This is a genomic window from Clostridium punense, from assembly GCF_017874425.1.
GTDB lineage: Bacteria > Bacillota > Clostridia > Clostridiales > Clostridiaceae > Clostridium_J > Clostridium_J punense.
In genome coordinates, this window is record NZ_JAGGLL010000015.1 from 21,778 (window position 1) to 35,224 (window position 13,447).

9 protein-coding genes are annotated in these 13,447 nt (G+C 31.5%); 8 read left to right on the top strand and 1 reads right to left on the bottom strand.

The window, feature by feature from the left end:
• The first annotated feature begins 17 nt into the window (after window positions 1-17).
• From J2Z44_RS10525 to J2Z44_RS10540, 4 genes are all read left to right on the top strand, one after another.
• Entirely contained in the window at window positions 18-1,199 is a 1,182-nt protein-coding gene (locus tag J2Z44_RS10525; protein WP_021283702.1) for an exonuclease SbcCD subunit D, read from the top strand.
• Window positions 1,199-4,333 (top strand): AAA family ATPase, encoded by a 3,135-nt coding sequence (locus J2Z44_RS10530; protein ID WP_209649554.1) that lies wholly within the window; start codon window positions 1,199-1,201, stop codon window positions 4,331-4,333. The genes J2Z44_RS10525 and J2Z44_RS10530 overlap by 1 nt, the downstream gene beginning before the upstream one ends.
• 439 nt (window positions 4,334-4,772) lie before the next feature.
• Window positions 4,773-5,579, top strand: coding sequence for a DUF368 domain-containing protein (locus tag J2Z44_RS10535; RefSeq protein WP_021283706.1), 807 nt, complete (start codon window positions 4,773-4,775; stop codon window positions 5,577-5,579).
• Window positions 5,580-6,030: 451 nt separating this feature from the next.
• Complete coding sequence (locus tag J2Z44_RS10540) at window positions 6,031-6,552, top strand: DsrE/DsrF/DrsH-like family protein (RefSeq protein WP_021283707.1); 522 nt, start codon at window positions 6,031-6,033, stop codon at window positions 6,550-6,552.
• Between the two features lie 172 nt (window positions 6,553-6,724).
• On the opposite strand, the gene J2Z44_RS10545 is transcribed toward J2Z44_RS10540, so the two are convergent.
• A complete protein-coding gene (locus J2Z44_RS10545) occupies window positions 6,725-6,916 on the bottom strand; it encodes a hypothetical protein (RefSeq protein ID WP_021283708.1) in 192 nt (63 codons plus the stop codon).
• A 441-nt stretch (window positions 6,917-7,357) separates the two neighbouring features.
• Between J2Z44_RS10545 and J2Z44_RS10550 the strand changes: the two genes are divergently transcribed.
• The 4 genes from J2Z44_RS10550 (at window position 7,358) to J2Z44_RS10565 (ending at window position 13,408) form a co-directional block, all read left to right on the top strand.
• The gene (locus J2Z44_RS10550; protein WP_021283709.1) at window positions 7,358-7,789 is read left to right on the top strand and encodes a MarR family winged helix-turn-helix transcriptional regulator; all 432 of its coding nucleotides are present in this window, start codon (window positions 7,358-7,360) and stop codon (window positions 7,787-7,789) included.
• A 183-nt stretch (window positions 7,790-7,972) separates the two neighbouring features.
• Complete coding sequence (locus J2Z44_RS10555) at window positions 7,973-9,433, top strand: MFS transporter (protein WP_021283710.1); 1,461 nt, start codon at window positions 7,973-7,975, stop codon at window positions 9,431-9,433.
• 289 nt (window positions 9,434-9,722) lie between these two features.
• Window positions 9,723-10,658, top strand: a complete 936-nt coding sequence (locus J2Z44_RS10560) for a glycosyltransferase family 2 protein (RefSeq protein ID WP_021283711.1) — start codon at window positions 9,723-9,725, stop codon at window positions 10,656-10,658.
• A gap of 26 nt (window positions 10,659-10,684) precedes the next feature.
• Window positions 10,685-13,408: a YfhO family protein gene (locus tag J2Z44_RS10565; protein ID WP_021283712.1), complete on the top strand. Its 2,724-nt coding sequence runs from the start codon at window positions 10,685-10,687 to the stop codon at window positions 13,406-13,408.
• The last annotated feature ends 39 nt before the right edge of the window (window positions 13,409-13,447 follow it).

Below are 13,447 nucleotides of genomic sequence, written 5' to 3' on the forward strand. Positions count from 1 at the left end.
TCAAGGGGGAAGAGTTTATGAAAATTTTTCATACAGGAGATTGGCATATTGGTAAGCTAGTAAATGGGTTTTACATGACAGAAGACCAAGAGTTTATAATGAATCAGCTTTATGAAGCCATTGAAGAAGAAAAGCCGCAGGTGGTATTAATAGCAGGCGACCTTTATGATAGGTCCGTACCTCCGGTTCAGGCTATAGAACTGCTTAATAAAGTTTTGGGTAAAATTGTAAGAGATTTAAAAACCCCTGTGATAGCTTTGGCGGGAAATCATGATAGCAATGAAAGAATAGATTTCGCTAGTGAACTTTTGAAGGAAAGTGGGTTATATATTACAGGTAATTTAAAGAAGGACATAAATAAAGTTACACTTCACGATGATCATGGAGCTATAAACTTTTACTCTATTCCTTATGCCGATCCAGCAGTAGTTAGAGATTTATTTGAGGATAATAGCATAAAAAATCATGATGATGCCATGAAAAAAATAGTAGGCTTCATTAATGCTTCAATGAATAAGGAAGAAAGAAATGTAGCTATTGCCCATGGTTATGTTACATATATGAAAAATGAGGATGAGGTTGCAGTTACTCTAGAGGAAAGTGAGTCAGAAAAGCCCTTAAGCATAGGAGGAACAGCCATTATTAATGCAGAATGCTTTAAAGCTTTTAACTACACAGCTCTTGGACATTTACATGGTCCACAAAAGGTAGGAAGTGACAGGATAAGGTATGCAGGGTCCCTTTTAAAGTATTCATTTTCAGAGGTTAAGCAAAGAAAGGGAATAACCATTGTAGAAATAGATGGCAAGGGAGACGTAAACATAAATTTTCGTGAGTTTAAACCAAGAAGAGATTTTAGGATAATCACTGGGGAACTTGAAAAGCTAATGAACTTAGAAGTAGTTAATTTAGGCAATAAGGAAGATTACATAAAGGTTATACTAAAGGATAAGGGGGAACTTTTAGACCCAATGGCAAAGTTAAGGAGTATTTACCCTAATGTGATGGAGTTAGTTAGAGAAGAGAGGGTAAAAGCTTCCACTAACTTGAAGGTAGCAGCTACAAACATAAAAGAAAAGTCTAAACTCAGCCTTTTTGAAAGCTTCTATGAAGATATAACAGAGGAGAAATGCTGTTTAGAAAGTATTGAGGTAATGAAAAGAATCATTGAAAAAGCTGAGAAGGCAGGTGTGGAGTAATGAAACTAAAAAAACTTATAATTAATGGTTTTGGACCCTATGCCATAAAACAAGAGCTGGATTTTGAGGAAAACCTTAAGGGAAAGAATATGTTTGTTATCACAGGAAATACAGGGGCAGGTAAGACTACCATATTTGATGCTATAAACTTTGCACTGTATGGGGAGCCTAGTGGCAGCGATAGAGATGGAAGATCCCTGAGAAGTGACTTTGCAGATCCAGAGTCCCCTACAGAAGTAGAGCTTTGGTTTTCAATAAGAGATAAAGATTATTATATAAAAAGAACACCTACTTATTTAAAACCTAAGCAAAGAGGTGAGGGCTTTACAGAAAGCAAAGCTACAGCAGAGCTTAAGCTATCTAAAGAAAAGACCATCACTGGTGCTAAGGAAGTAACGAAGGAAATAGAAAATATTTTAGGCATCACTACAGAGCAATTTAAACAGTTAGTTATGATACCACAAGGGGAATTTAAAAAGCTATTAAATGCAAAAAGTGAGGAAAAAGAAGATATATTTAGAAAAATCTTTGGCACAGAGATTTTTGAAAGAGTTCAAAAGGATATTAAAGAAGAAGCAAATGGTCTAAAACGTAGAGTAGAGCAAATACAAAGAGATAGATTAAACAGGATTAAAGCCTTTAATTGTAAAGACAAGGATGAGGAACTATATAGGCTTATTAATGGGGAAAATCCTAACATTGAACTACTTATCATGAGATTTTATGATTTTATAGAAGAGGATAAAAATGAAGAGAAAGCTCTTGAAGAAAACTTAGGTATAATCGAAAAAAATATAACAAAAATTACTGAGAATATAGCTGTTGGAGAAGGCATAAATAAGAAGTTTCAGGATTTAGATAGCTGCAAAATAGAGTTAGAAAAATTAAACGGACAGATAGATGATTTTAAGGAGAGAAAACTCCAATTAGATAGAGGAAGAAAGGCTATTACAGCAAAGGTTTATGAGGATAAATATGAGGAAAAGAAGATAGAATTAAAAAGATTAGAGATAACCTTAAAAACGCTAGAAGAAAATGTGAAGAAGTATAAGGAAACCTTGGAAAAGGTAACTGCAGAATTCTTAAAGCAGCAGGGGAGAGAGGAAGAAAAAAACTCTTTACTTAAGCAACTAGATGAAGTTCAAAGACTTAAGGTTAAGGTTTCAGAATATGAAAATAATAAGAAAAAACTAGAAGCCATAGAAAACAAAGTGAAGGTTGTAAGAAATAGAATAAGTGAAATAGATTTAGAGATTAATGCAAATGATAATGGTGTTAAAACTATTAATAAGATGCTAGAGGACATAGGAAAGGCTAAAGAAGAAAAGGCTACAGTAGATATAAAGATTATGGAGTGTACTACAAAAGCAGAAAAGTTATTAAGATTACAAAGTGGAATAAATCAATGGACTAAAGAAAAGGTTAACCATAATAAAGAAGCAGAAACCTTTAATAAATTAGAGGAAAATTTTAAAGTAGCAAAGGGAAATTATGAGTACCTAGAGGATACTTTAAGAAAAAGTCAGGCTGGAATTCTTGCAAAAAAATTAAAACAGGGAGAACCTTGTCCTGTGTGTGGTTCTACTAGTCATCCAAAGGTAGCAGAACTAAAAGAAAGTGAAGTTACTGAAGAAGGATTGAAACAAAGTAAAGAAAACTTAGAGATTATTAGAGCTGAAAGGGATAAAAAGTTAAATGAACTCACTCATATTAATTCTACCTTAAGCTCCTTAAGAGAAAATACTATAAATCCACTGATTAAGGAGATTTTAAAAGAAGAGCCTTCAGAGGATATTTTAAGTTTAAAGGATGTAGTACAATTCTTATTAAAAGAAAATGAAGGTACTTTACAAGAATTTAAGATAAGATTAAAAGTTCTCATGGGAAAAATAAATGAGGAAACAGAAAATCAAAAGAAAAAGAATGATTTAGAAAATAAGGTTTTAACTTTAAGAAAAGAACTTGAACAAAGAAATACGGAATTGGTGGAAGGCGAAGGACTTTTAAGTGGAGCTAGGGAAGCACTAGATACTATACTAAAGGAGTTTAAGGGACAAGTTAAGTCCTTGAAGGAATTAGAGGAGAATGAAAGAGGCTTAAATAAAAACCTTCAGCTTTTAAAGATGGCCTATGAAGTAGCTGAAAAGAATTTTAATGAAGTAAAAAGTGACCTTGATAAGGAAGAAGGAAAGCTAAATACCACAAAGGATATAATAGTTAAGATTGATGAAGAGAAAAACAAAGCTGTAGAGATATTTAAAGAAAAGGTTCTTGCTTTAGGTTTTGAGGGCTACAAGGATTATATAAATAGCAGATTAGAAGAAAGACAATTACTAGATTTAGAAAAGGAAATAAATGAATTTAATTCTAAACTTCAGACTGGAAAAGCTATATATGAAAAGGCCTTAAAGGAGACAGAAGGACTTTCCAAAGTAGATTTAACGGAAGTTAAAGAAAGCTTGAAAAAGGAAAATGAAATTAAAGTAATTATAGAAACTCAAGTTAAGGAAGTGTTCTCTAGAATAAAAAATAACGAAGATGTATTAAATAGTTGCATAACTTATAATAAGGCAATTGAAAAAGATGAGCAGGAGTATAAGATTGTAGGAAAACTAGCTAATATTATCAACGGAGATAACCCCAAAAAAATAAGTTTTGAAAGATATGTTCTAGCATCCTACTTTGAGGATATTATAAATGCTGCAAACCTTAGATTTATAAAGATGACTTCAAGCAGGTTTGAGCTTTTAAGAAAGCAGGATATAGGAGATAAGAGAAAGGGACAAGGTTTAGACTTAGAGGTTTTTGATAATTATACGGGAAAAGCTAGAGATATCAAAACATTATCAGGAGGAGAAAGCTTTAAGGCTTCCTTATCAATGGCACTTGGACTTGCAGATGTGGTTCAAAGCTATGCAGGAGGAATTCAACTAGATACTATGTTTATAGACGAGGGCTTTGGAACCTTAGACCCAGAATCTTTGGATAATGCTGTGGAATGCTTAATGGAACTCCAAAATGATGGACGGTTAGTAGGGGTTATTTCTCACGTGGCAGAGCTTAAAGAGAGAATAGGTGCACGGCTAGAAGTAAGTGCTACTAACAGAGGAAGTAAGGCAGAATTTAGAGTTTAGGCATCTTCAAAAAATAAATAAGTCAGTATGTTTGCCTATTTTGAGTTATACTGCGTCAACGGCACCTGTTTCCTTGTGTTCACAAGCTTGTTTGTGGACACAAAACAGCTTTCACATCTTTGACTTGTTATTTGTTTTCAGATGCCTTAGTAATAAAATCTTAAGAAAAACTTATTTTACAAAGCTATATTTAGGAGTTATAATTTAACTTATGGCTATAAGGTATGTTGAAAAAATAAATAAGCCAGTATGACTACTTATTTTAAGTTATAATGAGTCAACAAAACGCATAGATAGCGCTATTATCTAAGAAACCTGTTTCCCTGTCGGCACAAGCCTGCTTGTGAACATAAGCTTGCTTGTGAACATAAAATATCACTCACATTTTTGGCTTGTTATTTGTTTTTAGATACCTAAATAGATAAAATAGGAGGATATAATGGAGAAATTCGTTAACTTTTTTAAAGGGATAGTTGTAGGAATTGCTACCTTAGTTCCAGGCGTAAGTGGAGGAACCATGGCTGTAATCCTAGGAATTTACGATGATTTAATACATTCTATAAGTTCCTTTTTCGAGGATTGGAAGGGAAATGCTTTATTCTTAATTCAAGTTGGTCTAGGCGGACTATTGGGAATAGTGTTATTCAGTAAACTATTAGAAAATGCTTTAAATAAATATCCAGCAATAATGGGATTCTTTTTTATTGGAGTTATTTTTGGTGGAATTCCAGTGTTATACAAAAAGTCTACAGAGGGCAAAAAAGATATTAAGGATATATTATTTTTAATAGTTGGATTTGTAATTGTACTTATTATGTCTAAGGAACCTACCCAGACAACGGCCTTAGCTACACAAAAAGGATTTATGAGCATTATATTCCTTTTTGTTATAGGTATAATTATAGCTATTGCATTGATTCTTCCAGGAATAAGTGCATCTTTTATGATGCTAGCTTTGGGACTATATGGTGTTTTCTTAGGTGCTGTTAATGATAGGAATATAGCTTTTTTAATTCCAATGGGGCTAGGAATAGTTTTAGGAACTCTAGGAACTGCCAGAACCATAGAGAATTTACTAAAAAAACACCCAAGAAAAACTTATATGCTGATATTAGGTTTTGTACTTGGATCACTAATTCCGGTATTTCTAGAAATACCAGCAGGATTTAGTGTAGTTCCAGCAATTTTAGCATTGATAGTTGGCTTTTCGTTAATTAGGTGGATAAGTAAAAAAGAGTTAGGATAATCTTAAAAACATTATAAAAAGTAAGAGAGTAAGATGATGTATTATTGGTTTCACAATAATACATCATTTTTTATTATATAGGGAATTGAGGTTTTATTAAAAATGACTCACTAATGCCTTGTGATTAGAAGCTTTTAAATTGCATAAAAATTATAAAAAAGTTGCTGTTTTTTATGGGACTATGAATGGATTCATTTATTCCATAAAGAGTATATTTTCTTGGTGCAAGGAGTAGATGGAGAATCTCACAGTACATAGCTAGTATAAAGCCTAGGATTATTTATGGTTAGGTGATAAATATTGTAGAATCTAGATAGGACTTTATTGGTATTAAAAGTAGCTAAAATGCTTACAATAACCCTGTATGTGAAACAATATTTAGCTACCTTTGGGTTTAGTTTTAAACTTGAAGTTATTACACAATTTACTATTATGTAAAGGAGTTGTGACAATGATTAATACAAATAATGATAACCCTAACAGGGAGAATGACTTTTCAAATAAAAGGGTTAACATGGTTCTTTTTAGTGGAGAGTATGATAAAGCTCTAGCAGCACTTATAATGGCAAACTCAGCTAGAGAATTAGGTGCAGAGGTAACAATGTTCTTCGCCTTTTGGGGTTTAATGCTTTTAAGAGATCCAGAAAAGCTATCTTCAGAAGATAAAACCTTATATGAAAAGATGTTTTCTATGATGACTCCAAAGGGACCAGAGGAGTTACCTTTATCTAAAATGAACTTTGCTGGCTTGGGAAAGGAAATGCTTTTAAAAATGATGGATAGTGATGAGGCGCCACATTTAATAGATTTTTTAAATGGAGCAAGAAAAAAAGGGGTAAAGTTTTACGGATGTAAAATGTCTGTAGACGTAATGGGCTTTAAAGAAGAGGAAATGATTCCAGAGCTACAAATTGTAGATGCTAAAGAGTATTTAAAGGATGCTTTAAATTCTGATATGCAATTATTTATATAACTTGTGAGATTTTAATAAAATTTTGGAAGCCTCAAGTGTAGCACCTACTTTAAGTGGCGGTCCAAATTTGCTTTCAAAGTTATTGAGCTAAATAGACCTATTTATTATTTAAAAATAAAATCACTATACTGTAAAAATTAATAGAGTATAGTGATTTTTTTAGGGGAAAATTCTAAGTTTCTAAGCCACTACCATTTTTATAGGATAAATCTATTTCTTCTTCTACATCTGTATTAGATTTAGATGTATTTAGAGGATTTTTATCCTTTCCCCAATTCATTTTTGAACTTATTTCTAAGGGAAATTGAGGGTCACTTTTAGTTTCATTAAACTTAACATAATCTTTATTATTCTTGCTATCCATGAATAACACTCCTTCCACAAGTTTATTTTATATTTGGTCATTAGCATAGGATAAGCTAATCCAATAATGCTTAATTATTTTCTCCTGTTTAAATTTAAACTATGTATGAATATAGTTGACTAATCAACTATATTGTTGTATTTTATTATATAGAGAATTAAAGTTATTACCTAATTTATATATTACTTCTACACTCTTCTTTTAAAATCTAAATATAAGTTCATCTTAAAAATGTGTAGATATCTAAGTTACAGCATTTAAAGTTATAATAAAAGGCTAATATCTGAAGCTTAAAAATTTAAAATCATAACTAATATCTTACTATGGGTAATGATTAATACTTATGGTGTAATTAACTAAAATTTTAAGTGAAATAAAATGTTCTTAAGAATTTTTAGGAGTATAAGGGGAAAATTTACATTTAGTTTTCAAGGAGGAAATATGCAAGAGGAAAATAGTGCTTTAATAAAATATGTCAATACCATTTCTAGGATTACACAAAGTTACACTGATGAAGCTATGGCAAAACTTAACTTAACAAGTGGAACTTATCCATTTTTGCTTGTACTTTATAGAAAAGAAGGCATAAACCAAAATGAAATTAGTAGAGAACTAAATGTGGATAAAGCTATGTCAGCAAGATCCATAAAAAAGTTGATAGACCTTCAGTATATAGAAAAGGAAGAAGATGAAAAAGATTCAAGAGCTTACAAACTCTATCTTACTGAAAAGGGAAGAGCTATAGTTCCAGAGATAAAAAAAGAAATTCAGCAATGGATTAAAATAATAACCAAAGACTTGTCAAAGGATGAGGAGGAATTGCTTGAAGAACTTTTAAGCAGAGTTTTGGGTAAGGCATCTGAAAATAAATAATGGTCAAAGATGTGAAGGATATTTTGGGTTAGACAAGGAAGCAGGTTCTGCAGATAGTAGAGCTATCTAAAGGCTCTGTTGACGCAGTATAACACAAAATAGGCTAACATACTGACTTATTTATTTTTTGAAGATGCCTAAGACAAAAAACATAAGGAAAAAGTTGAAGAAGGAGATTAATTTATGACAAATAAGAATGAAGTTTTGTATAAAAATAGATGGATTATTTTATTCAATGTAGTTTTAATGACTTTTATGTCTTGCTTAGACAGTAGTATTGTAAATGTAGCCTTACCTGTAATGGCAAACAAGCTTGGAGTAACTATGGCATCCATAGAATGGGTAGTTACAAGTTATTTAATAGTAATTTCTTCTACAATTTTAATATTCGGAAGACTTGGGGATATTAAAGGAAAAACTACAGTTTTTAAGTTTGGTATTATTTTATTTACTATAGGTTCTTTACTATGCGGAATCACAAACTCTTTAGGAGTATTAATTATAGCTAGAATTGTACAAGCTATTGGTGCTGCGGCAACCATGGCAACTAGTCAAGGAATTATAACCCATGTGTTTCCTGCTAATGAAAGAGGCAGGGCACTAGGGGTTTCAGGAACCTTTGTAGCCTTAGGAACAATGGTTGGACCACCACTTGGAGGATTTATTATATCCTTAGTAAGTTGGAAATATATTTTTCTTATAAATCTCCCTATAGGGATATTTACTTTCTTTTGGGCAATGAAAAACTTTCCAAAGGATGGCTTGTCAAAAAAAGAGGACTTTGATTTTAAAGGAGCAATACTATTTAGTATTTTCATAGTAGCATTAATTTCATCTTTAACCTTTGGTCAACATTTAGGTTATACAAGTCTTATTATTTTATCAGGATTTAGTATATCAATTTTAGCTTTTATTTTATTTATTGTTGTTGAGAGAAAGCTTCAAGTACCTTTACTTGACCTTAATATATTTCATAATCCTTTATTTTCACTAAGTATTTTCTGTGCTTTTACATCCTTTATATCTATTGGTTCATCAAATATAATGCAACCTTTTTATTTGCAAAATGTATTGAAGCTACCTCCAGAAATAACAGGATTATTTATGATGGTTTATCCACTAATTTTATCTGTAGTGGCTCCAGTTAGTGGTTATTTGTCAGATAAAATAGGTTCAGAAGTATTGACATTCTTAGGACTTATTTTTACAAGCACAGGGCTATTCTTAATGGCTACCTTAAATCAGTATTCAAGTCCTTGGGTTATGGTGTGCTTTGTGGCTATTATGTCCATAGGAAATGGACTATTCCAATCTCCAAACAATTCACTAGTAATGTCTACGGTGCCTAAACATAAGCTTGGAATTGCGGGAAGTGTTAATGCTCTAATTAGAAATTTAGGCATGGTTATCGGAGTTTCTTTATCTACAAGTATTTTGTATAACCGTATGAGCTATAAGATAGGATACCCTGTTTTTAGCTATGTTGCAGGACGTGAAGATGTTTTTGTTTTTGGAATGAGTTATGTTTATATTACAGCAGCTAGCATATGCGTCATAGGAGCCTTTTTAACTGCAGTAAGACTATATGGAAGTAAGAGAAAAAAGTTGGCAGATAAAAGTTTGGAAGAAGATATAGCAAGTTAGAAGATCATTTAATAAATATATAGGAAAAAACCTTACTAAATTGTAGAGTTTAGCAAGGTTTTTTGTTTTATAAGTTTAAGGAATTTGATGTTAAATGAGGAGACAATTACTATGAGTAAATAAATTGTGAACTATATAATTGAAATTGGGGTTTAAGCATTGAATATGAAGGTATTAGCAGTAGGGGAAATGTAATTTGTGAAATTTGCTTTTATATAAAATGTATTATAAAATTATCCTATCAAAAGGAATATAAAAGATATGAGTATTGGGAGAGAGGTTATGACAAATGAAGTTACTATCGGTGATTGTACCGTGCTTTAATGAGCAAGAAGCAATGCCTATATTTTATAATGAGATAGTTAAAGTAGCAGATACAATGAAAGAGTGCGTTGATTTTGAAGTGATATTTGTTGATGATGGCTCAAGAGATAATACTTTATTAGTAGCTAGGGAACTAAATGACAAGGATAAAAGAATTAAATATATTTCTTTTTCAAGAAACTTTGGGAAAGAATCGGCTATATATGCTGGACTTGAACAAGCAAAAGGTGATTATATTGCTATTATGGATGTTGACTTGCAAGATCCACCTAAGTTACTAGTGGATATGTATAGGGGAATTGTCAATGAAGAATACGATTGCATTGCAACTAGAAGAGTATCTCGCAAGGGGGAACCTCCAATTCGTTCATTTTTTGCAAGACGTTTTTATTCATTAATAAATAAAATTTCTAAGACAGAAATTGTTGATGGGGCTAGAGATTATAGATTAATGACTAAACAAATGGTGGATTCCATATTAGAGTTAAAAGAATACAATAGATTTTCTAAGGGGATATTTAGTTGGGTTGGATATAAGACTAAGTGGCTTGAATATGAAAATGTAGAGCGTGTTGCTGGGGAAACAAAGTGGTCCTTTTGGAAGTTATTTATTTATTCCTTAGAAGGGATTATAGCATTTTCAACTGTGCCCTTAGCAATGGCATCAGTTTTTGGTATGATCTTTTGTCTAGCAGCATTTGTTATAATTTGTTTTGTTGTTGCTAAAACTCTTATTTTTGGTGATCCTGTAGCAGGATATCCTTCTTTGATTTGTGCAATTACCTTTATAGGAGGAATCCAGCTGTTCTGTATTGGAATATTAGGTCAATACCTATCTAAAACTTACCTAGAAACTAAGCAAAGACCAATTTACATTGCAAAGGAAAGAAGTCTCGATTAAGTAGTAGTTATATAAGGGAGAGATATATGAAGGTATTAGATAATATGAAAGACAAATCTTCGAAAATAATGCACGACTTATATAATAAAGGGAAAGATACAAAACTATTAACCTTTGGTATATACACAGTTTTATTTTGCATTATATTTTTATTTAGTTATATTGGGTTTTGGCAAAATGGAAAATCCTTTGTTTGGGCACAAATTGATGGAACTACTCAGCATTATCCTGCTCTAATATATTTAGGAAAGTACTTTAGGAAAATAATTAGAGGTTTTTTAGCAGGAAATTTTGTTGTGCCAATGTTCGATTTTAATTTAGGAATGGGCTCAGATATAATTCAGACCTTTCATTATTATGGTTTGGGTGATCCACTAATGCTTTTATCAGCAGTAGTGCCTGTAAAGTATTCTGTCTATCTTTATAATGGGTTTATAATTTTAAGAACTTACTTATCAGGAATAACCTTTTTATCCATGTGTTTTTATTTCAAAAAGGAGCAAATGCCATCAGTTTCAGGAGCACTGATATATGTGTTTTCTGGGTTCGCTGTATTCTCTGGAATCAGGCATCCTTATTTTATAAATCCCATGATTTATCTACCACTAATTATAATAGGTCTAGATAAGGTGTTAAAGAAAGAAAAACCACACTTATTTATAACCATGATATTTATTTCAGCCATAAGTAGCTTTTACTTTTTTTATATGATTACTGTATTTATATTTATTTATGCTATTGTACGGTTTTTTGATTTAGTCAAGGAAAATAGAGTAAAAGAATTATGTGCTGCTTTTTTTAGATGTGTGATTTTCTATATTGCGGGTGTGCTAATGGCAGGCATAATTTTTATACCTGTAGTAATTGGATTTTTAAATAGTGGGCGTTCAAAAGATAGCCCTATAATTAATCTATTTAGTTATGATGTAGAGGGATATAAAAATATTTTTATAAAGTTTCTTGGACCTCCCTTTAACTGGGAGTACCTAGGAATGGCAGCAATAGTATTATTTTGCATTGTCATCATGTTCACAAGAAGAAATCACAAATATAGAACTATAAGAGTTCTATTTTTAATATTATCTATATTTTCAATTGTACCTTTCTTTTCATATATGATGAATGGATTTGGATATGTATCTGGAAGGTGGACTTTTGGATTTGCACTATTGATTTCTTTTATCGTTGTTGAATATTTACCATATATTTTCCAAATAACCTTAAAAGAAAAGGGCGTTTTATTTTTTGTTGTATGTTTGTATGGCACAATATGTATTACAGATAAAGCTACAAGAAATGTATCAAACTTATTCTCCTTAGCTATGCTAGCTTTATGTTTTGTAGTTATCTTATTGCTCCAGCATGAAGATAACAAGAAGAGCTTTAGATATGGATATAGTGCTATTGCTCTTTTTATTGGTATAAACTTAATTGCAAATTGTAATTTTTTATTTTCACCAACAATAAGCAATTATATTTCACAGTTTGAGAATCAAAAGCAGGTATTAGGTAAGATCTTCGATACACCAGCATCTTCAGCGTTGCCAATACCAAAGGGAGAGTTTTATAGAATAGATTCATCCACTAATATTGTTAATAATATTCCAGCTATTCGAGAATATCCAGGAATATCAATTTATTATAGTTTAGTTAACTCATCTCTTGCAGATATGCATTATGAGTTAGAAAACTGGAGAGCACAACCTCTATTTAATATTTCAGGAGTAGACGCAAGAAGTGCTATTGAAACATTATCATCAGTAAGGTATTTTTCTTTGGAAACTGGTCGAAATGATAATATACCTTTTGGATTTGTAGAATCTTATTCTAAGCAAAGAGGAAAAAAGACAGATGTTGTGTATGAAAATAGGTATGCACTACCTTTAGGTTACACTTACTCATCTTTTACAAGTATGGATAAGTATTCTCAGCTAAACGGGTTAGAAAAACAAGATTCTATGATGCAGTCTGTAGCTCTACCTAAAAGAATTGAAGGATTTACTGAAAAAGAACCAAACATTACATTAAAAAAACTAGAGTATGAAATTGAAGCTTCTAAAGGTGTTCGATTAGAAGATGGAAAGTTAGTTGTATCTCAAGATAATGCTCAAATGAATATTAAATTTAAAGGAATTGAGAATAGTGAAACATATATTAGGTTCAAGAATCTTGAAGCTGATGACTCACCTTTTTATGCCAGCATAAACTTTCAAGATGGAGGGAAAAACTTTAAAGCCCTTGAAAAGCAATCACCATGGTATTTTGGGCAAAAGAATTATTCTATTAACTTAGGGTATAGAACTAATCCCTTAGAATCTATTATAGTTACTTTTCCTAAGCGTAAAACTATTAACTTAGAGGACATAGAAATCTATTGTCAACCTATGGATAATTACCCTATTAACGCAGAGTTATTAAAAAGTGAGCCCTTAGAGAATATTAAGGTGCTCGGCAATACTATTGAAGGTACTGTTGATTTGTCATCAAATAAAATTCTTTGTATCAGTATTCCATGGAATTCTGGATGGAAAGCAAAAGTTGATGGTAAAGATGTAGAAATATTAAAAGCTAATAATATGTTCATGGGGATTCCTTTAGTTAATGGGCATCATGAAGTATCATTGAGTTATACAACACCAGGACTTAAATTAGGAGCTTTGTCATCACTGATTGGTTTAATAATCTTTTTAGTAGTAGTCTTAGGTTATAAAAATAAGAGTAATTTGGTTTTTAAGTATAAGAAAAAGTAGTGTTATATAAACATAAACCACCACCATAAGCTAAGAAGA

Bases quoted from the DNA above. Each gene is read 5' to 3' on its own strand.
- J2Z44_RS10550 (WP_021283709.1), top strand. From the start codon at position 7,358: ATGCAAGAGGAAAATAGTGCTTTAATAAAATATGTCAATACCATTTCT.
- J2Z44_RS10530 (WP_209649554.1), top strand. From the start codon at position 1,199: ATGAAACTAAAAAAACTTATAATTAATGGTTTTGGACCCTATGCCATA.
- J2Z44_RS10535 (WP_021283706.1), top strand. From the start codon at position 4,773: ATGGAGAAATTCGTTAACTTTTTTAAAGGGATAGTTGTAGGAATTGCT.
- J2Z44_RS10560 (WP_021283711.1), top strand. From the start codon at position 9,723: ATGAAGTTACTATCGGTGATTGTACCGTGCTTTAATGAGCAAGAAGCA.
- J2Z44_RS10565 (WP_021283712.1), top strand. From the start codon at position 10,685: ATGAAGGTATTAGATAATATGAAAGACAAATCTTCGAAAATAATGCAC.
- J2Z44_RS10555 (WP_021283710.1), top strand. From the start codon at position 7,973: ATGACAAATAAGAATGAAGTTTTGTATAAAAATAGATGGATTATTTTA.
- J2Z44_RS10540 (WP_021283707.1), top strand. From the start codon at position 6,031: ATGATTAATACAAATAATGATAACCCTAACAGGGAGAATGACTTTTCA.
- J2Z44_RS10545 (WP_021283708.1), bottom strand. From the start codon at position 6,916: ATGGATAGCAAGAATAATAAAGATTATGTTAAGTTTAATGAAACTAAA.
- J2Z44_RS10525 (WP_021283702.1), top strand. From the start codon at position 18: ATGAAAATTTTTCATACAGGAGATTGGCATATTGGTAAGCTAGTAAAT.